The sequence below is a fragment of the Streptomyces sp. CA189 genome (assembly GCF_056428985.1).
The window spans coordinates 1-18,250 of record NZ_JBWJVM010000085.1 but is presented as its reverse complement, the minus strand read 5'-3'; the positions used below and the strand labels follow the sequence as shown (position 1 = coordinate 18,250).

The following is an 18,250-nucleotide window of genomic DNA, read 5'->3' as shown; positions in this document are numbered from 1 at the left end:
GTGAATCGCACTGATGGATCGCGCCCAGGGTCTTGCGCGACACCCTGTTCCGTTTCTACTCTCCCGGCCAATGGTTAGGAACTATTCCTAACCATTGGCCGACACTCTGAATCGGCCGCTCCCCCCACTCGCGCAGCACTCACCCGAGGACGCCCGATGTCACAGGCACATCAGCAACGTTCCGCGCACAGAGACCGCCGCCCTCCCCGCTGGCACCGTCCGCTGGCGGGTCTCGCCGCCCTCGCCTCCGCCGTGGCGGGGCTCACCGGCCTCAGCACCCCGACCGCGACGGCCGCGACAGCCTCCGAAGGCGCCGCCACCAGCGGGGCCGCGGCGGCCTTCGGCGCCGCCGCCGTCATCCCCGACCTGACCAGCGCCAACCGCCGCGCCCCCGTACCCGGCCTGCCGGACTGGAGCAAGGCCGGCTACCGGGGCGGCGCGGCCCTGCCCGGCGCGGCCGACGAGAACCCCGACGCCGCCTGCCGGATCACCGCCGCCGAACTCGCCTCGCAGTACGGGGTGCGCGCCGACGGGACCGACGCGACGACCGGCCTCCAGCAGGCGATCGACGCCATCCGCACCACGTGCACACCCTCGGCCAGCTACACCAAGCTGTCCTCGATCACGCTGCCCGCGGGCAGGATCCTGGTGACCCGCCAACTCTCCCTGGACGCGGACTACATGGTGCTGCGCGGCGCGGGCCTGGGGCAGACCACCCTGGCCTTCCGCCCCGATGTGAACACCCGGTACGACACCCTCACCCCCGACGGCAGCGACTGGGACGAGGACGGTGCGGTGCACGGCGCGGGCAAGGGCGGCTGGACCTGGCCCGGTCGCGGCCTGCTGCGCGTGCAGACCCGCGAGGTGTCGTCGAAGTACGCGAGCGACCACGCCTCGGCGCCCGCCCACCGCAAGGACCTCTTCGAGGGCAGTGTGAACCAGCACTGGGCGAGCGGAATCCCGCTGCGGGAGGGTTCCGCGATCGGCTCCACCGGGATCAAGCTCGCCGCCAACGCGGACATGTCCCGCTTCACGGTGGGCGGCCACCTGTGGGTCGGAGCGGCCAACACCGCCAAGTTCTACGAGCAGCAGACGGTCACGGACGCCTCCACGTACGCGAACCTCCACATGCGCCAGCAGATGTTCCAGATCGCCTCGGTGGACGCCACCGGCAAGAACCTGACCCTCGACAAGCCCCTCGAGTACGACCTGCCCCTGAACTCCACCTCCGACGGATCGGCCCCGATCGGGGGCACCGTCTACCCGAGCCGGGTCACCCCGCTCAAGGTCGTGCAGGGCGTCGGCATCGAGGACCTCGGCATCACCCAGGAAATGACGGGCATGCCGAAGCTCGGGGGCGGCACCTACAACCTCGATCCCGCCGAGGCCAAGGCCAACTTCGGCAACATGGCCCCGGAGTACGCCCAGCACGGCATCGTCCTCAAGTGGGCCGCCAACAGCTGGATCCGGCGCGTCGGGACGTCGATGACCGGCTCCCACGCGGTCGTCACCGAGAGCGCCAAGAACATACAGGTCCAGGAGTCGCGGTTCGACGGCTCCTGGAACAAGGGCAAGGGCGGCAACGGCTACTTCCGCGGATCCCGCGTCTGGGACTCCCTGTACGCGTACAACACCAGCCGCAATCTGCGTCACTTCACCTTCCAGTGGTCCGCCTCGGACAACGTCGCCATCGGCAACGACCTCGACAGCGACCTGAACCTGCACGGCGGCTGGGAGCGCCGGAACCTCTTCGAGAACAACAGGGCCGCCGTCCCCTTCGAGAACTCCTCGAAGAACTGCCGCGCCAACTGCGGCGAGGAGGGCGGCGGCGCGCCCGACGACTCCACCTGGTGGCCGATCTGGTGGGGCGCCGGCGACAAGGCCGTGAAGTGGTCCGGAGCCAGCGGCCCGCAGAACGTCTTCTACGGCAACGACCTCGGCAAGCAGACCGCCGCGGGCGGCGCCTTCCAGCCCTACTATCCGGACCGGCAGCGCCTGTACCAGGTGGGCAGTTCGGCGGCCGACCCGTCGAAGTACCAGCACCTGGCGGAGGGCGGATCGCCGATCGCCGACTGGGCCGGCAAGGAGGGGATCGACTACTCCCAGTCGCCGAACGCCGGTGTGAACGCCTCGAAGACGGACGCCTCCGGCTCGCTCTTCCTGAAGTCCACCGGCACGCCGCCCAACCCGGGCGACACCTCCGCGCCGACCGCCCCGGCGAGCCTGCGCCCGACGGCCACCACCGCGAACAGCGTCTCCCTCGCCTGGAACGCGGCCACCGACGACGTCGGCGTCACCACCTACGACGTCTACCGCGGCGGCGCCCTGGTCGGCACCGCCACGGCCACCTCGTACACCGACACCGGCCTCACGGCCTCCACCGCCTACGGCTACACCGTCAGGGCACGGGACGCCGCCGGCAACGCCTCCACGGCGAGCAACGCCGTCAGCGTCACCACTCAGGCCGGTGGCGGCGCCCCCACCCCCGTCCTGGTCTCGCAGGGCAGGCCGGCGACCGCGTCCTCGGTCGAGGCAGCCGGCTTCGAGGCCGGGAAGGCCGTGGACGGCAGCGCCACGTCGCGCTGGGCCAGCGTGGAGGGGGTGGACCCGCAGTGGATCCGCATCGACCTCGGCGCGGCCCACACCATCAGCCGGGTGAAGCTCAACTGGGAGGCCGCGTACGGGAAGACGTACAAGATCCAGACCTCGGCGGACGGCTCGGCCTGGACCGACGTCTACTCGACCAGCACCGGAAACGGCGCTACCGACGACCTGGCCCTCACCGGTACCGGCCGCTACGTCCGCGTGTACGGAACGGCCCGGGGAACCGCCTACGGCTACTCCCTCTTCGAGTTCGAGGTCTACGGCAACCCCGTCTCCGGCGGCAGTGACATCACCCCGCCGACCGCCCCGGCGAGCCTGCGCTCGACGGCCACCACCGCGAACAGCGTCTCCCTCGCCTGGAACGCGGCCACCGACAACGTCGGCGTCACCGGCTACGACGTCTACCGCGGCGGCTCGCTCGTCGGGAGCGCCACCGGGACCGCGTACACGGACACGGGCCTCACGGCCGCCACCGCCTACGCGTACACCGTCAAGGCCCGCGACGCGGCCGGCAACGCCTCCGCGGCGAGCGGCACGCTCAGCGTCTCCACCGCCCCCGCCGGCGGCACCGGTCCCGCCGTCCCGTTCGGCAGTCACACCCGGCCCTACGCCGCCGGAACGCTGAAGCCGTCCGGCACGCAGGGCACCCTCGACCAGAAGACCGTCGACTACTACACCAACTGGAAGTCCGCGTTCGTCCGGCAGAACTGCGGCAACGGCTGGTACCAGGTCATCTCCCCCGACGCGGACCACCCGTACGTCGCCGAGGCCCAGGGGTACGGCATGGTCATCGCCGCGACCATGGCGGGCGCCGACCCGGACGCGAAGAAGATCTTCGACGGTCTGACCAAGTGGAAGATCGACCACCCCTCGGTGATCAACCCGGACCTGCTGGCCGCCGAGCAGGACACCGCCTGCCGGAGCGTCAACGGCGGTGACGGCGCGACCGACGGCGACATGGACGTGGCCTACGGGCTGCTGCTCGCCGACAAGCAGTGGGGCAGCACGGGCACGTACGACTACAAGGCCCTCGCGATCAAGCACATCAACGCGATCAAGAAGGACGAGCTCAACCCCACCACCAACCTGCTGAAACTGGGCGACTGGAGCAGCTCGGGCGACCAGTACTACTACATCTCCCGCACCTCGGACTGGATGGTGGACCACTTCCGGGCCTTCCGGACGGCTACCGGCGACGCGGCCTGGGACACCATCCGCACCGCGCACCAGAACCAGATCACCACCCTGCAGGCGGCGTACGCGCCGAACACCGGGCTGCTGCCCGACTTCGTCGTCAACACCAACACCACCCCCAAGCCCGCCCCGGGCCAGGTCCTGGAGGACCCGAACGACGGCGCCTATTGGTGGAACGCCTGCCGGACCCCGTGGCGCATCGCGGACGACGCGGTGACCAGCGGAGACGCCAAGTCCCTCGCGTCGGCGCGGAAGCTCAACAGCTGGATCAAGGCCAAGACGGGCGGCGACCCGAACAAGATCGCCATCGGTTACAAGCTCGACGGCACGCAGATCTCGGCGGGCAGCGAGGCGGCGTACTTCGCCCCGTTCACGCTGGCGGCCATGACCGACCCGGGCAGCCAGGCGTGGCTGGACGCCCTCTGGAACAAGATGCTGGCCACCCCCATCGACACCAGCAGCTACTTCTCGGCGAGCATCCAGCTCCAGGTCATGATCACGGCCTCCGGCAACCACTGGGTCCCGTAACCCGGGAAAGGAAGGGAGTCGTCATGCGCAGCACACGAAGAACGCATGGAAGGCGTGAAACGCCCAGAAGGCGCACGGCCCTGCTGCTCCTGTCCGGCGTGCTGTCCGCCTCCGTGACCGCCCTCCCGCAGGCGCGGGCGGCGGACGGCCTGGTCTCGGCCGGCAAGCCGGCGACCGCCTCGTCCGTGGAGACGAGCGCCTTCCCGGCCTCCCTCGCGGTGGACGGCAGCGCCGCCACCCGGTGGGCCAGTCTGGAGGGCGTGGACCCGCAGTGGTTCCGCGTCGACCTGGGAGCGGCCCACTCGATCAGCCGCGTGAAGCTGACCTGGGAGGCCGCCTACGCCAGGACCTACAGGATCCAGACCTCGAACGACGGGACCACCTGGACCGACGTCCACTCCACCAGTACCGGCGACGGCGCGACCGACGACCTGGCGGTCAGCGGGAGCGGGCGCCACGTCCGGATGTACGGCACCGCCCGCGGGACCGCGTACGGCTACTCCCTCTGGGAGTTCGAGGTCTACGGCTCCCCCGTGTCCGGCGGTGACACGACGGCTCCGAGCGTTCCGGGCGGCCTGCGGAGCACCGCGACCACCTCGGGCAGCGTCTCGCTCGCCTGGAACCCGGCCACGGACGACGTCGGCGTCACCGGCTACGACGTCTACCGGGGCGGCTCGCTCGTCGGCTCGGCGGCCGGGACCTCGTACACCGATTCCGGGTTGGCGGCCTCGACCGCCTACAGCTACACCGTCAAGGCGCGGGACGCGGCCGGGAACGCCTCCGGTGCGAGCGGCCCGCTGAGCGCCACCACCCAGGCGGCTCCGGGCGGGCCGGTCGTGGACGTGTCGAACGCCGCACAGTTGCAGAGCGCGCTGGCGGCCGCGCAGCCCGGGCAGACGATCAGGCTGGCGGCCGGCGAGTACCGGGGCTCCTTCGCGACCCGGCGGGCGGGCACGGCCGCCGCGCCGATCACGCTCAGCGGCCCGGCGGGCGCCGTGCTCGTGAACGACGGCCCCTCCGGCACCGCGCCGTCCTGCCCGGTCCCCGGCGGCGGCTGGGACTCCGGGTACGGGCTGTGGCTGTACGACGCCCCGTACTGGAAGCTCACCGGGTTCACGGTCAAGGAATCCAAGAAGGGCGTCGTCCTGGACAACTCCCACCACGTCGTCCTCGACGGGCTCTCGGTCCACCACGTCGACGAGGAGGCGGTGCACTTCCGGCGCTCGTCCTCCGACGGCGTGATCCGGAACTCCACGATCACGCACACCGGCCTGGTCCAGCCCGGCTACGGCGAGGCCGTCTACCTCGGCTCGGCGGGCTCCAACTGGGCCTGCCACGGCAACCAGGGCGGGGTGGACCGCTCGGACCGGGTCCAGGTCCTGAACAACCGGATCGGCCCGAACGTGGCCGCCGAGCACATCGACGTCAAGGAGGGCACCACGGGCGGGGTGATCCGCGGCAACACCTTCGACGGGACCGGCATCACGGGGGAGAACTCGGCGGACTCCTGGGTCGACGCCAAGGGCATGGGGTACCTCATCGAGGACAACAGGGGGACCTTCGCCCCGCCCGGGGTCTTCGCCAACGGCTACGAGACCCACAACCCGTCGACCACCCCGTCGTTCGCGAACGGCTGCGGCAACGTCTGGCGCGGCAACACGTCGGACCTCGGCGGTGTCGGCGCCTACGCCATCAAGATCACCTCACCATCGAAGTGCACCGCCGACCCGAACCGCGTGTACGCCGGCAACACCGTCTCCCACGCGGGCACGGGCCTGACGAACGTCCCCGTCACTCCCTGACTCTCCGACTCCCTGACCCTCTGACCCGTTGCCCGGCGCGGCCTCCCTCAGGAGGCCGCGCCGGGCCCCGGCCTCAGCCGAGCCGCCCGATCTCCCGGCCCCACGTCACCTGATGCCGTGCCGGCGGAGCGTCGCGGCCAGGGCCGTGGCGTGCTCCACCACCGCCCTCGCGACGCGTTCCGTTTCCGCCTCGGTGGCCGCCTCCACCGGCATGGAGCAGCTGATCGCGTCCGAGGCCGGGATCCGGTAGGGCACGGGCGCCGACAGGCAGGCCACCCCGGGGGTGCCCTGCTCCCGCTCCAGCGCCCACCCCCGGTCCCGTACGCACGCCAACTCCTCGTGCAGGGCGGCACGTTCGGTGACCGTGTTCAGGGTGAACGCCTCCAGCCGCGCGGGCAGCACCCCGTCCACCTCCTCCGTCGTGAGGTCGGCGAGCAACGCCTGGCCCAGCGCGGTCAGATGGGCGGGCAGCCGGCGGCCGACGCGGGAGACGGCGCGGGCGCCGCTGCGGGCCTCGCGGCTGGCGAGGTAGAGGACGTACGCGTCGTCGCGCCGGGCGAAGTGCACGGTGTAGCCGGTCTCTTCGCGGAGGTCTTCCATCACGGCGTGCGCGTAGGGCAGCGCCTGGTCCCGGTCGAGGTAGGCGGTGCCGGACAGCAGGGCGTGCGGGCCGACGCCGAAGGCGGAGCCGGTGTCGTCGGCCTCCACCCACTTGAGCTCGCGCAGGGTGCGGACGAGGGCGTGCAGGCTGCTGCGCGGGTAACCGAGGCGTTCCTGGAGTTCGGAGACCGTGAGCCTGTCGGGGGAGGCGGCAAGTGCCTCCAGAATGCGCACCGTTCGCTCGGCGGACTTGACGGTGGCGACATCCGTCGCGGGTCCGGGCATGTGAACCCTCCAGATTCTGCACGGCTGTTGACCGGCATGGTAGCGGACGCTAACTTCCCCTTGCAGAGCTGCCACATTCTCAGATCCTGTCCACATATCTAGACGAGGATCCCATCCGATGCATCCGATGAACCGCAGAGCCGCATCCACCACGCTGGCGGCCTCCCTGGCCGCCGTACTCACCCTCGCCTCGCTCACCGGCTGCGGCGGGGACTCCGGCGCCAAGGGTTCCGGCGGCGGGGACGACAAGGCGCCACTGGACATCTGGGTCCGCAAGCCGCCCGGCTCCCCCACCGAGAAGACCCATCACGAGCTGGCGGCCGCCTTCACCGAGGCCACCGGTGTCCCGGCCAAGGTGACCGCCCTGTTCGACGACTTCGAGACCAAGCTCCAGCAGGCCGCCGCCCAGAAGGACCTGCCGGACCTGATCGTCAACGACACCGCGCAGCTCGGCACCCTGGTCAAACAGGGCCTGGTCCGCGAGGTGAAGCAAACCGAGATCAAGGGCGGCGAGCAGCTGATACCCAGCTCCTGGGAGGCCGCCAGGGGAGCCGACGGCAAGTACTACGGCGTGCCCTTCTCCGCCCAGACCTTCGCCCTCTTCGTCCGCAAGGACTGGCGGGAGAAGCTGGGCATCGCGCCGCCCGCCGACTGGGACCAACTCGACGCGCTGGCCACCGCGTTCACCACCGGCGACCCGGACGGCAACGGCAAGCCCGACACCTACGGCTACGTCGTCCCCGGCACCACCAAGCGCGGCTACCTGGACTGGTACTTCTCCAGCTTCCTGTGGTCCGCGGGCGGGGACTACTTCACCGGCGCGGGCAAGGACCTGAAGCCGGCCGTCGACGGTCCGGGCGCCCTGCTGGCCGCCCAGCGGCTCAAGGACCAGTTCTGCGCCGACAAGAGCATCGTCCCGGGCGCGGTCACCACCGAAACAACCCAGGCGCACCCGCTGTTCGAGACCGGCAAGGGCGGCATCTACCTCACGGGCCCCTACAACATGGCCCGTTTCGACAAGGCGCTCGGCAAGGACGCGTACGAGATCCTGCCGCTGCCCGCCGGACCCGGCGGCAGGAGCTCCGTGCTCGCCGAGGGCGAGAACACGTATCTGATGGCGGGCTCGAAGAACCCCGAGGGGCAGCTGAAGTACGCCGAGTTCCTCATCAGCGCCGAAGGACAGACCGCCGGCATGGCCGGGGACACCGCCGGCAACGTGGTCCGGCTCCCCGTCAACCCGTCCGTCCAGCTGTCCGCCGTACGCCAGGACACCCGCTGGCAGGTCTTCGACAAGGTGTACCGCGAGTCCGGCCGCTACTCCCCCGTCGTGAAGGACTGGACGCCGTTCCGCCAGGCGTCCGCGGAGGCCCTCAACGGCATGGTGGCCGACTGCGGTTCCGATCCCGGGGCCGTTCTCGGCAAGCTCGCCGGCACCTTCTCCGCGGAGCTGAAGAAGCAGGGAGCGGGGTCCTGATGCGGCTGCCGAGGCGGGAACGGGCGACTCCCTGGCTGTTCCTCGCCCCGGCGCTGCTGCTGTTCGCGCTCTTCAAGTTCCTGCCGATGTGGCGGGCGGTCGAGATGAGCTTCCACGAGGTGCGCCCTTACCTGGGCGACCGGTGGGTGGGCGGGGCCAACTACACGCAGGTGGTCACCGACGAGGCCTTCCTCGACGCCATCGGGCACACGGTCGTGCTGGCGATCGGGCAGACCGGTGGCTCGGTACTGCTCGGGCTGGCCCTCGCACTGCTGCTGGAGGGCACGGCCCGCCGACTGTGGATCATCCGGACGGCGGTGTTCCTGCCGACGGTGACCGCGATGGCGGTGGTCGCCGAGGTCTGGCGGATCCTCTACCACCCGGCCGCCGACGGCGCGGTCAACACCCTGCTCGGCTGGCTGGGGGCGGGCCCCTCGCAGTTCCTCAACAGCCCGGACAGCGCGCTGTGGTCGGTCATGGCCGTCGGCGTGTGGCGCGGAGCCCCCTACGACATGATGATCTTCCTCGCAGCGCTGGCCGGTGTCGACCGGACCCTCTACGAGGCCGCCGCCGCGGACGGCGCCGGGGTGCCGCGCAGGCTGTGGCACGTCACCCTGCCCGCCCTGCGCCCGGCCTTCACCATCCTGTTCACCCTCGCGGCGATCCGCTCCCTGCGGGTCTTCACCGAGATCTTCCTGCTGACCAACGGCGGACCCGACGGCTCCACCGAGGTACTCATGACGCTGATCTACAAGCTCGGTCTGGAGCGGAACGAGCTGGGCGTCGCGGCCGCCGGGTCGATGGTGCTGCTGGCGGCCTCGGTCACGCTGACGCTCGCCGTCCGACTGGCCCGGGCCGGGACGGGGACCGGGACCGGGACCGGGACCGGGAAAGAGGCGACCCGATGAGCCGTCTCGACACCGCGCTCGGCCTGGAGGAGCGGCGCGGACCGGCTTCGGCCCTCGGCAAGCTGGTGCTGTACGCGCTGCTCGTGATGGTCTTCGCCGGGCCGCTGCTCGCCCTGCTGGCCAGCGCCTTCAACCACACCACCGACCCGACCTCGCTGACCCTGCTGCCGACCCGGCCGACGCTGGACAATTTCCGGGCCGCCTTCGACCGCGGCGTACTGCTGTACCTGCTCAACTCATTCCTGGTGGTGGGCGGCGGGCTCCTGCTCCAGATCGGGGTCAGCATCTCCGCCGCGTACGCCCTGGCCCGCAAACGGTTCCCCGGGCTGCGGCTGGTCCTGCTGCTGATCCTCTCCACGATGATGCTGCCCGAGGAGATCCTCGCGATCCCGCTGTCCCTGGTCCTCTCCGACCTGTCCCTGACGGGGAGCCTCTGGGGAATGATCGTCCCGGTCGGGGCCTGGGCCTTCTCCATCCTGGTCACCGCGGAGTTCATGAAGGAGATCCCGGTCGAGCTGGAGGAGGCCGCCCGGCTCGACGGAGCCGGCGACCTCCGGGTCTTCTGGTCGGTGATCCTGCCGCTGTGCCGCCCGGCGCTCGGGGTGATCGGCATCTTCGGCTTCACCATGATCTGGGACCAGTACATGCTCCCGCTGCTCGTCGCGACCGACGCCGAGCAGTTCACCCTGCCGCTCGCGCTGCGCACCCTGCGCGCCGACGAACAGGTCGGCGTGGGGGTACTGCTCGCCTCCGCGCTGCTCGCCCTGCTGCCCAGCGTCATCGCCTTCATCGCCATGCAACGGCAGTTCATGCGCGGCCTGACCTCCGGCGCCGTCAAGGGCTGACACGCCCTCCCACCCACTCCCAAGGGGAACTCATGCGCCTGCACGGGCTGCTGTCCTTTCCGCTGACCCCGTTCACCGGCAAGAACGCGCACGACGAGCACCACGAGCACACCGACCACGACGACGGCCACCACGCCAACCACGACGAAAGGGTCGACCTGGCCGTCTTCGCCGAACACCTGGAGCAGCAGATCGCCGCCGGGCCCGCCGGCCTCTTCGTGGCCTGCGGCACCGGCGAGTTCACCGCCCTGTCGTCCGGCGAATACCGCGAGGTGGTCGCGACCGCCGTTCGCGTCGCCGCGGGCCGGCTGCCGGTCGTCGCGGGCTGCGGCGGCGGGCCGCGAATGGCCCGCGAGTTCGCCCTGACGGCCGCCGAATGCGGCGCCGACGGGCTGCTGCTGCTGCCGCCCTACCTCATCTCCTCCACCCCCGCCGGCCTCGTCGGGCACATCCGCTACGTCGCCTCCGCCACCGGGCTGCCCCTCACCGTCTACCAGCGGGCCAACGCCGTCCTCGACGAGGCCGCCGCCCTTGAGCTGCTCGACATCCCCACCGTGACCGGCATCAAGGACGGCCTGGGCGACGTGGACGCCATGCTCCGGCTGGTCACCGCCATCCGGAGCAGCGGCCACCCGCGCGCCGCCGGGTTCGGCTTCCTCAACGGCCTGCCCACGGCCGAGCTGTCCGTCCAGGCGTACGAGGCCATCGGCGTCGAGTGCTACTCCTCGGCCGTCCTCTGCTTCGCCCCCGACATCGCCTCCGCGTTCCACCGCGCGGTGCGCGCCGGCGACTCCGAGGCGGTGCGGGTGCTGCTCGCCGAGTTCTACCTGCCCTTCGTCGCCCTGCGCGACACCGCTCCGGGCTACGCCGTCTCCCTGGTCAAGGCCGGTGCCCGGCTGGCCGGCCTCGCCATGGGCCCGGTCCGGCCGCCGCTCGTGGACGTCTCCCCCGAGCACGAGCGGCAGCTGGCCGGCATCATCGCCCGGGGCCGGGCCGCGCTCGCCGGGCTGGCGGTGTGATGCGGATCGCGGAGATCGCTGAGGTCACGGTCACCCCGGTGGCGTTCCCCGACCCGCCGCTGCTCAACTCCGCCGGGGTGCACCAGCCGTGGGCGCTGCGGACGATCGTGGAACTGCGCTGCGGGGACGGGCTCGTCGGTCTCGGGGAGACCTACGGGGACGCGCCCCACCTCGCACTGCTCCGGTCGGCGGCCCCGGCCCTGGTGGGGCTGGACCCGTACGACACCCACGGGCTGCTGCGGCGGATCCGGGCCGTGCTGGGCGACGCCGACGCCCCCGACCGGCACGGGCTGACCGGCGGGTCGAGCCCGCAGAAGACCACCTTGCGGGTGCTCAGCCCCTTCGAGGTGGCCTGCCTGGACCTCCAGGGGCAGCTCGCCGGGCGGCCGGTCGTCGATCTGCTGGGCGGCCGGGTCCGCGACCGGGTGCCGTACGCGGCGTACCTCTTCTACAAGTGGGCCGGCTCCGATCCGTATGGCGAAGCACTCGGCCCGGACGGCATCGTCGCGCAGGCCAGGGCGATGGTGGAGACGTACGGATTCCGCTCGGTCAAGCTCAAGGGCGGGGTGCTGCCGCCGGACGAGGAGATCGAGGCGATCCGCGCCCTGCGCGACGCCTTCCCGGACCACCCGCTGCGACTGGACCCCAACCAGGCGTGGAGCGTGGAGACTTCGTGCGAGGTGGCGGCCAAGACCGAAGGGCTGCTGGAATACCTGGAGGACCCGACTCCCGGCATCTCCGGCATGGCGCGGGTGGCGCGGTCGGCGTCGATGCCGCTGGCCACCAACATGGTCGTGGTGGGCCCCGACGACATCCCGGAGGGTTTCCGGCAGCGCGCGGCCGGCGTGGTCCTGGCCGACCACCACTACTGGGGCGGGCTGCGACGTTCCGCCGAACTCGCCGCGATCTGCCGGACCTTCGGCATCGGGGTGTCCATGCACTCCAACAGCCATCTCGGCATCAGCCTGGCCGCGATGACCCACCTCGGCGCCTCGCTGCCGGAGTTGGCCTACGCGGCGGACACCCACACCCCCTGGCAGTGCGGAGTGGACGTGCTCGCCGAGCCGCTGGAGATCGCGGGCGGCTCGGTCGCGGTCCCCGACCGGCCGGGCCTGGGGGTGCGGCTGGATCCCGACGCGCTGGCCCGGCTGCACGAGAACTACCTGCGCTGCGGCATCCGGGAGCGCGACGACACCGCGTACATGCGGACCTTCGACCCCTCCTACGAGAAGAGGCGCCCCCGATGGTGAACCCGCACGGCCCGACGGTATCGGCACACGCCTACCCCTGGGACGTCCTGGGCGACCCCGCCTTCCCGGACCGGGTGAGGACCGCCGGGGTCGACTCCGTGACCCTGGCGGTGGCCTACCACTCCACCCGGGCCGCCACCCCGCTCCATCCCGGGCGCCGCTTCGTGCACGCCCGCCATGCGGCCCTGTACCGGCCGGTCCGTCCCGGGGCGTGGGCCGGACGGCGGCTCGTGCCGGCGGGCGCCGACTGGACGGAAGGACCCGATCCGGCCGGAGCCGCCGTCAGCGCCCTGGCCGCCGAGGGCATCCCGGTCAGCGCGTGGCTGGTGCTCGCCCACAACAGCCGGCTCGGCACCCTGCACCCCGCCCTCGCCGTCACCAACTGCTTCGGCGAGTCCTACCCGTACGCGCTCTGCCCGGCGCAGGAGGAGGTACGGGAGTTCTGCGCGACCCTCGCCGCCGAAGCCCTGCACGGGCTGGAGCCGGGGGCCGTGCACGCGGTGTCGCTGGAGTCCGCCGGGCAGCTCGGGGCGGTGCACCTGGGGTGCCACGAGAAGACCGACGGCGCCTACCCGCCGGAGGCGCTGCGGGCGCTGTCCGTGTGCTGCTGCGGCGCGTGCGGGCAGGGGTGGCGGGAGGCCGGCCTGGACACGGAGGAGGTGCTCGCCCTGCTGCGGCGGGCGGCGCGGCCCGACGGCCCCCGACTCCCGCAGGAAGTGGCGGACGCGCTTCTCCTGGTCCGGCACACGGCGGCCGACGCCCTGCTCGGGGCGGTGCTGGCCGCCGTACGGAAGACCCTGCCCGGTGCGTCCGTCACCCTGCACGCACACCCCGACCCATGGGCCACCGGCCCCTCGCCGGGCCTCACGGACCGGGCCGCCGCACAGGTGGACACCCTCCTGGTGCCGTGCTGGCCGACCGGCCCCGAGAGCGCGGAGCTGGTCTGGCAGGCGGCCCGGCACGGGCTGCCGGTGGACGCGTACGTGACCGCCCAGCCGCCGGCCGATCCCGCGCTGCTGCCCGCCCACGTACGAAGGCTGCGCGCCGCCGGTGCGAGCCGGCTGAGCCTGTACCACCTCGGTCTGCTGCCCCAGGGGCGGCTGCCGCTACTGGCCGATCTGGCAAAGGAGTTCCGCTCGTGAACCAGCCCCGCACTCTTCTCCTCACCGGCGCGGCGGGCGGCATCGGCACCTTCCTGCGCACGAGCCTGCCCGGCTACGGCTACACGCTGCGGCTCGCGGACCTGAAGCCGGTCGAGGGGCCCGACGGCGCCGGGTCCCTGGTCTTCGACCTGGCCGACGCCGATGCGGTGCGTTCCGCGGTCCGCGGTGTCGACGCCGTCGTGCACCTCGGCGGGATCTCCCTGGAGGCCCGCTTCGAGGCCCTGCTCGAAGCGAACGTCCGCGGGACGTACCACCTGTACGAGGCGGTGCGCGCGGAAGGGGTGCGCCGGGTCGTGTACGCCAGCAGCAACCACGCCGTCGGGTACGTGCCGCTCGACGGTGACGGTCCGATCGGCAGCGCGATCCCCGCCCGGCCGGACACGTACTACGGCCTGTCGAAGGCCTTCGGGGAGAACCTCGCCTCGCTGTACGCCGACAAGTACGGGGTGGAGACCGTCTCGATCCGGATCGGCTCCTGTTTCGCCGAGCCCCGCACGGTGCGGATGCTGGCCACCTGGCTCAGCCCCGCCGACTGCGCCCGCCTGATCCACGCCGCCCTGACCGCGCCGGACGTCGGGCACACCGTGGTGAACGGGATCAGCGCCAACACCCGTGCCTGGTGGGACCTCACGACGGCGCGGGCCCTGGGCTACGAGCCCCGGGACGACGCGGAGGCGTACGCGCGGGCGCTGCTCGCCGCGCACGGCGAGCTCGGCCGCGGCCACGTGGACGCGTGCTACGTCGGCGGCTCCTTCACCCTGTCCGAACCGGACCCCCGGCCGCCCCGGTAGCGGTCGCGGTCGTACCGTTCGTACCGTTCGTACCGGGCGAACGGGCTCTCGCGGCGGGCCACGTCGGCGGCGCCACACCACAGAGCGCCGATCCCGGCGGCCCCGAAGAGGGCCGCGAACACCAGCAGCAGCAGACCGATCAGGTCGGCGGGGTAGGGCACCGCGCCGCCCGGTCCCCAGCCCGCGAGCACCCGTCCGACGAGCGGGATGTTCGCCCGGTCCCCCTGCCACCACAGACCGGTCGGGCAGCCGGCCAGGAACACCGCGGCCGCCAGCCGAGCCCCCGCCCGCACGACCGGGTCCTGCCGCGCCCGCCTGGCCGCCGCCGCACGCACGATCATCGTGGCCCTGGCCACCACGTCCGCCGCCTCGTCTTCCATGAACGCACCGCCTCTCCGCAGGGGCACATGATCTGCCGGAAGACCTCGACCCGGTAGCCATCCGCCATGACGGATCCGCGCACCTCCACGGAGGTCACCGCTCCGGGGCCCACTGCTCCATGAGGGCTTCGGCCGTGGTGATCGCCGCGACGAGGGAGAGGGAGTTGCGGATGACCTCGACGGTGCAGGCCGCGGGCACCCCGGCGATGGCATCGGAGGGAACCACGACCTGGTAGCCGAGGTTCACCGCGTCGAAGACGGTGTTCGGGATCGCGATGTTGGAGGAGACCCCGGTGACGACGAGGGTGCGGACGCCGAGGTTGCGCAGCAGGGCGTCCAGGTCGGTGCCGGCCATCGGGGAGAGCCCGTGCAGCCGGCGCACCACGAGGTCCTGCTCGGCGACGGTGATCGGCGCGGCGACCTCCACGGCCGGACTGCCGGTCAACTGCCGCACCGGCAGCCTTCCCGCGGCGCGGAACAGCCGCGCGTTGGTGTTGGCCCCGAGCCCGTCCGGCCGCCGCTCGGCGACCGCGTGGAGCACCTGCACCCCGGCCCCGCGCGCGGCCTCGACCAGCGCGGCGACCCGGTCCAGCATGCCGGAGTCCCGCGCCTCCTTCGCCAGCTCCGGAAGGGCGCTTTCCTCGCCGACGACACCGTTCTGGCACTCGACGGTGAGCAGTGCGGTGGTGGCGGGATCGAGATCGGCCATGGCTCCCCCTGGCGTGGCGACGGAAGAGCACGCATGATTCCTGACACATAGTCAGATGTGAAGGGGCGCGGACCATATGGACAACACACCCGTGGACAGGGCGCAGCGGCGGGGCCGCCGCATCATGATGACCGACGAGGAAACGGACGCCTTCCTGCGCGAGCAGCGCACCTGCCGGGTGGCCACGGTCTCCCCCGACGGCCGCCCGCACGTGGGCGCGCTCTGGTTCGTCTGGGACGGCACCTCCCTGTGGCTGTACTCGATCACCCGCAGCCGCCGCTGGTCCGACCTCCGCAAGGACCCCCGCATCTCGGTGGTCGTCGACGCCGGCGAGGCCTACGACGAACTGCGCGGGGTGGAGCTGTCCGGCACGGCCGTCTTCGTGGGCGAGGCCCCCCGTACGGGCGAGCCCTGCGAGGAACTGGCGGAGCCGGAGCGCCTCTTCCCCGTCAAGAACTTCGGCATCACGGAGATGCCGCACGACGGACGGCACGCCTGGATCCGGCTGACCCCGGACTCGATCGTGTCCTGGGACTTCCGCAAGATCTAGGTCGTCTCCGCCGGCCGCCCAGCCCTCCCCGCCGGCCGCTCACCCCGTCGGCGGCCGCTCACCCCGCCGCGGCAGCCGCGGAGGCCGCCCTCCTCAAGGCCTCCACGGCGGCCCGGATCGACGGCCGGCGATCGGCGTCCGCCCGCCAGACGACGTACACGTGGCGCCGGACGCTGTCGGACACCGGGAGCAGCCGGACCCCCGGCGGCACGGGTCCGCGCCCCAGCCGGGGCGCCACGCACACGCCCAGTCCGGCCTCGACGAAGGCCAGTTGGGTGTGGTGCTCCTCCGCGATGTGCGCGATCCGGGGCTCGATGCCGGTGCCGCGCAGGGTAGAGACGAGCCACTCGTGGCAGAACTGCCCCTCGGTCCAGGAGATCCAGTCGTCCCCGCCGAACTCGGCCAGCGAGATCCCGGCGCGGCCGGCCAGCAGATGCCCGGCCGGCACCGCGATGTCCATGGAGTCGTCCAGGAGATGGGCTCGCGTGAGCTCGGCCGGTACGGGCATCCGCTTGTTGTGCCAGTCGATGGCGAGGGCCATGTCGAGGTCGCCCCGCACCACGGCGGTCATGCTCTCCTCCGGCTCCTGCTCCCTCACCCGGGGCCGCAGTTCGGGGTGCTCGGCACGCAACTCCGCCAGCACCTGCGGCAGCAGCCCGCGCATGGCGGTCGGGAAGGCGCCGATCCGCAGCTCGCCGACCGCGCACCCGCGCCGGGCCTCGACGTCGGCCTGGGCGAGCTCGACCTGGGAGATGATCCGGGCCGCGTGATCGGCGAGGAGCCGGCCGGCATCGGTGAGCCGGACCCCGCGCCCGTTCTTGGCCAGGAGCGGCTGACCGACCTCCCGTTCGAGTTTCGCCATCTGCTGTGACACGGCGGAGGTGGTGACGTGGAGCCCGTCGGCGGCGCCGCTGACGGAGCCGTGGCGGGCGAGGGCGTCGAGGGTGCGCAGCCGCTCCAGGTTCAACATGTAAGCAATACTACGACGTCACCCCCAACAACTTTCGCTTGTCCTACGACGTCGTGAGGGCCAGAGTTTCTGTCATGAGCGCCCCCAGCACCCCGGTCCCACCGAGCACCCCGATCCCGCCCCTGTCCCCGGCCTCCGCCCGCACTCCGGGCCCCGCCCCCGCCGCGAAGGCTCCCGCCACCACCCGGCTGGACTGGCGCCTGCGCTTCGCGGTCCTCTCGGTGATCTGGGGCTTCAGCTTCCTACTGATCAAGGTGGGCACGGAGGCGTACGCCCCGTTCCAGGTCGCCCTCGGCCGGGTCTTCTTCGGCGCGCTCGCCCTGCTCACGGTGCTCCTGATCCGCCGCGAACCGCTTCCCCGGGGCCGCCGCACCTGGGCCCACCTGTCGGTGGCGGCGCTGCTGCTCAACAGCGCCCCCTTCTCACTCTTCGCGTACGCGGAACTGAGCATCCCCTCCAGCCTGGCGGGCATCTGCAACGCCACCTCGCCGCTGTGGGGCATGGCCCTCTCCCTGGTCGCCCTCTCCGAGGACCGCCCGACGCGCCGCCGCTTCGCCGGCCTGGGGCTGGGCTTCCTCGGCGTCCTGACCGTCCTCGGCGCCTGGCAGGGCTTCTCGGGTCTCGACGCCAAGGGCACCGCGCTCGCCCTGCTGGCCGCGCTCTGCTACCCGATCGGCTGGATCTACGTACGCCGCACTCTGGCCTCCACCCCGGGCTCCCCGGTCGCCCTGACCGGCGCCCAGCTCCTGGTCTCGACCCTCCAACTGGCAGCGGTCAGCGCCTTGTTCACCTCGGCCCCGAGCTCGTTCCCGCTCTGGCCGACCCTGTCGGTGATCGCCCTGGGCGCCCTGGGCACGGGCATGGCCCTCCAGATGCAGTACGGCCTGGTCACGGAGATCGGACCGACCACCGCGCAGATGGTCACGTACTTCATCCCGGTCATCGCGACGACGGCCGGCGTTCTCCTCCTGGACGAACAGCTCCACTGGAACACCCCGGTGGGCGCCGTCGTCGTCCTGGCCGGCGCGGCCCTTACCCAGACCCGGCGCCGCTAGTGCTGTGGCCGGAAAGGTTTGCCGGGTCGCGGTGTCCGGTGCGGTGCATCGCAAGGCGGAGGACCCCGACTCGTACTGGACGTACCGTCGTGGTCCGACAACACGGCGAGGTGCCGTGCCGGG

General features: G+C 72.1%; 15 protein-coding genes. 11 read left to right on the top strand and 4 right to left on the bottom strand.

What is annotated here, in order from left to right; genetic code table 11:
* Positions 1-156: 156 nt before the first annotated feature.
* Together AC061S_RS37605 and AC061S_RS37600 are read left to right on the top strand one after the other, a co-directional pair.
* The gene (locus AC061S_RS37605) at positions 157-4,326 is read left to right on the top strand and encodes a glycosyl hydrolase family 8 (protein ID WP_478690367.1); all 4,170 of its coding nucleotides are present in this window, start codon (positions 157-159) and stop codon (positions 4,324-4,326) included.
* A 23-nt stretch (positions 4,327-4,349) separates the two neighbouring features.
* The gene (locus AC061S_RS37600; RefSeq protein WP_478690366.1) at positions 4,350-6,128 is read left to right on the top strand and encodes a discoidin domain-containing protein; all 1,779 of its coding nucleotides are present in this window, start codon (positions 4,350-4,352) and stop codon (positions 6,126-6,128) included.
* Between the two features lie 105 nt (positions 6,129-6,233).
* On the opposite strand, the gene AC061S_RS37595 is transcribed toward AC061S_RS37600, so the two are convergent.
* Positions 6,234-7,013: an IclR family transcriptional regulator gene (locus AC061S_RS37595; protein ID WP_478690365.1), complete on the bottom strand. Its 780-nt coding sequence runs from the start codon at positions 7,011-7,013 to the stop codon at positions 6,234-6,236.
* Positions 7,014-7,140: 127 nt separating this feature from the next.
* Here AC061S_RS37595 and AC061S_RS37590 point away from each other — a divergent pair, with 127 nt between their 5' ends.
* From AC061S_RS37590 to AC061S_RS37560, 7 genes are read left to right on the top strand one after another with little or no spacing between them, the layout of a single operon-like run.
* Positions 7,141-8,487 carry a sugar ABC transporter substrate-binding protein gene (locus tag AC061S_RS37590; protein WP_478690364.1) on the top strand — a complete coding sequence of 449 codons (1,347 nt, stop codon included), beginning with the start codon at positions 7,141-7,143 and terminating at the stop codon, positions 8,485-8,487.
* The gene (locus AC061S_RS37585) at positions 8,487-9,395 is read left to right on the top strand and encodes a carbohydrate ABC transporter permease (RefSeq protein ID WP_478690363.1); all 909 of its coding nucleotides are present in this window, start codon (positions 8,487-8,489) and stop codon (positions 9,393-9,395) included. Before AC061S_RS37590 ends, AC061S_RS37585 begins: the two co-directional genes overlap by 1 nt.
* Positions 9,392-10,240, top strand: coding sequence for a carbohydrate ABC transporter permease (locus AC061S_RS37580; protein WP_478690362.1), 849 nt, complete (start codon positions 9,392-9,394; stop codon positions 10,238-10,240). Before AC061S_RS37585 ends, AC061S_RS37580 begins: the two co-directional genes overlap by 4 nt.
* A gap of 32 nt (positions 10,241-10,272) precedes the next feature.
* Complete coding sequence (locus AC061S_RS37575; RefSeq protein WP_478690361.1) at positions 10,273-11,259, top strand: 5-dehydro-4-deoxyglucarate dehydratase; 987 nt, start codon at positions 10,273-10,275, stop codon at positions 11,257-11,259.
* Positions 11,259-12,509: a glucarate dehydratase family protein gene (locus AC061S_RS37570; RefSeq protein ID WP_478690360.1), complete on the top strand. Its 1,251-nt coding sequence runs from the start codon at positions 11,259-11,261 to the stop codon at positions 12,507-12,509. Before AC061S_RS37575 ends, AC061S_RS37570 begins: the two co-directional genes overlap by 1 nt.
* Positions 12,503-13,651, top strand: coding sequence for a hypothetical protein (locus AC061S_RS37565; protein WP_478690359.1), 1,149 nt, complete (start codon positions 12,503-12,505; stop codon positions 13,649-13,651). Before AC061S_RS37570 ends, AC061S_RS37565 begins: the two co-directional genes overlap by 7 nt.
* Entirely contained in the window at positions 13,648-14,463 is an 816-nt protein-coding gene (locus tag AC061S_RS37560) for an NAD-dependent epimerase/dehydratase family protein (RefSeq protein WP_478690358.1), read from the top strand. Before AC061S_RS37565 ends, AC061S_RS37560 begins: the two co-directional genes overlap by 4 nt.
* Here the strand turns inward: AC061S_RS37560 and AC061S_RS37555 are convergent.
* The gene (locus AC061S_RS37555; RefSeq protein WP_478690357.1) at positions 14,409-14,843 is read right to left on the bottom strand and encodes a hypothetical protein; all 435 of its coding nucleotides are present in this window, start codon (positions 14,841-14,843) and stop codon (positions 14,409-14,411) included. The genes AC061S_RS37560 and AC061S_RS37555 overlap by 55 nt on opposite strands.
* A 94-nt stretch (positions 14,844-14,937) precedes the next feature.
* Positions 14,938-15,552, bottom strand: coding sequence for a cysteine hydrolase family protein (locus AC061S_RS37550; RefSeq protein WP_478690356.1), 615 nt, complete (start codon positions 15,550-15,552; stop codon positions 14,938-14,940).
* Between the two features lie 91 nt (positions 15,553-15,643).
* Between AC061S_RS37550 and AC061S_RS37545 the strand changes: the two genes are divergently transcribed.
* On the top strand, positions 15,644-16,102 hold the full coding sequence (locus tag AC061S_RS37545; RefSeq protein WP_478690381.1) for a pyridoxamine 5'-phosphate oxidase family protein: 459 nt from the start codon (positions 15,644-15,646) through the stop codon (positions 16,100-16,102).
* Positions 16,103-16,160: 58 nt separating this feature from the next.
* Here AC061S_RS37545 and AC061S_RS37540 read toward each other — a convergent pair whose 3' ends face one another.
* A complete protein-coding gene (locus tag AC061S_RS37540; RefSeq protein ID WP_478690355.1) occupies positions 16,161-17,072 on the bottom strand; it encodes a LysR substrate-binding domain-containing protein in 912 nt (303 codons plus the stop codon).
* Positions 17,073-17,146: 74 nt separating this feature from the next.
* Between AC061S_RS37540 and AC061S_RS37535 the strand changes: the two genes are divergently transcribed.
* Entirely contained in the window at positions 17,147-18,127 is a 981-nt protein-coding gene (locus AC061S_RS37535) for a DMT family transporter (RefSeq protein ID WP_478690354.1), read from the top strand.
* The last annotated feature ends 123 nt before the right edge of the window (positions 18,128-18,250 follow it).

What these genes read in the sequence shown, in the direction of transcription:
- AC061S_RS37595 (WP_478690365.1), bottom strand. Translation starts at nt 7,013, where the DNA reads ATGCCCGGACCCGCGACGGATGTCGCCACCGTCAAGTCCGCCGAGCGA.
- AC061S_RS37590 (WP_478690364.1), top strand. Translation starts at nt 7,141, where the DNA reads ATGAACCGCAGAGCCGCATCCACCACGCTGGCGGCCTCCCTGGCCGCC.
- AC061S_RS37535 (WP_478690354.1), top strand. Translation starts at nt 17,147, where the DNA reads ATGAGCGCCCCCAGCACCCCGGTCCCACCGAGCACCCCGATCCCGCCC.
- AC061S_RS37600 (WP_478690366.1), top strand. Translation starts at nt 4,350, where the DNA reads ATGCGCAGCACACGAAGAACGCATGGAAGGCGTGAAACGCCCAGAAGG.
- AC061S_RS37585 (WP_478690363.1), top strand. Translation starts at nt 8,487, where the DNA reads ATGCGGCTGCCGAGGCGGGAACGGGCGACTCCCTGGCTGTTCCTCGCC.
- AC061S_RS37565 (WP_478690359.1), top strand. Translation starts at nt 12,503, where the DNA reads ATGGTGAACCCGCACGGCCCGACGGTATCGGCACACGCCTACCCCTGG.
- AC061S_RS37550 (WP_478690356.1), bottom strand. Translation starts at nt 15,552, where the DNA reads ATGGCCGATCTCGATCCCGCCACCACCGCACTGCTCACCGTCGAGTGC.
- AC061S_RS37580 (WP_478690362.1), top strand. Translation starts at nt 9,392, where the DNA reads ATGAGCCGTCTCGACACCGCGCTCGGCCTGGAGGAGCGGCGCGGACCG.
- AC061S_RS37555 (WP_478690357.1), bottom strand. Translation starts at nt 14,843, where the DNA reads ATGGAAGACGAGGCGGCGGACGTGGTGGCCAGGGCCACGATGATCGTG.
- AC061S_RS37540 (WP_478690355.1), bottom strand. Translation starts at nt 17,072, where the DNA reads ATGTTGAACCTGGAGCGGCTGCGCACCCTCGACGCCCTCGCCCGCCAC.
- AC061S_RS37570 (WP_478690360.1), top strand. Translation starts at nt 11,259, where the DNA reads ATGCGGATCGCGGAGATCGCTGAGGTCACGGTCACCCCGGTGGCGTTC.
- AC061S_RS37605 (WP_478690367.1), top strand. Translation starts at nt 157, where the DNA reads ATGTCACAGGCACATCAGCAACGTTCCGCGCACAGAGACCGCCGCCCT.
- AC061S_RS37575 (WP_478690361.1), top strand. Translation starts at nt 10,273, where the DNA reads ATGCGCCTGCACGGGCTGCTGTCCTTTCCGCTGACCCCGTTCACCGGC.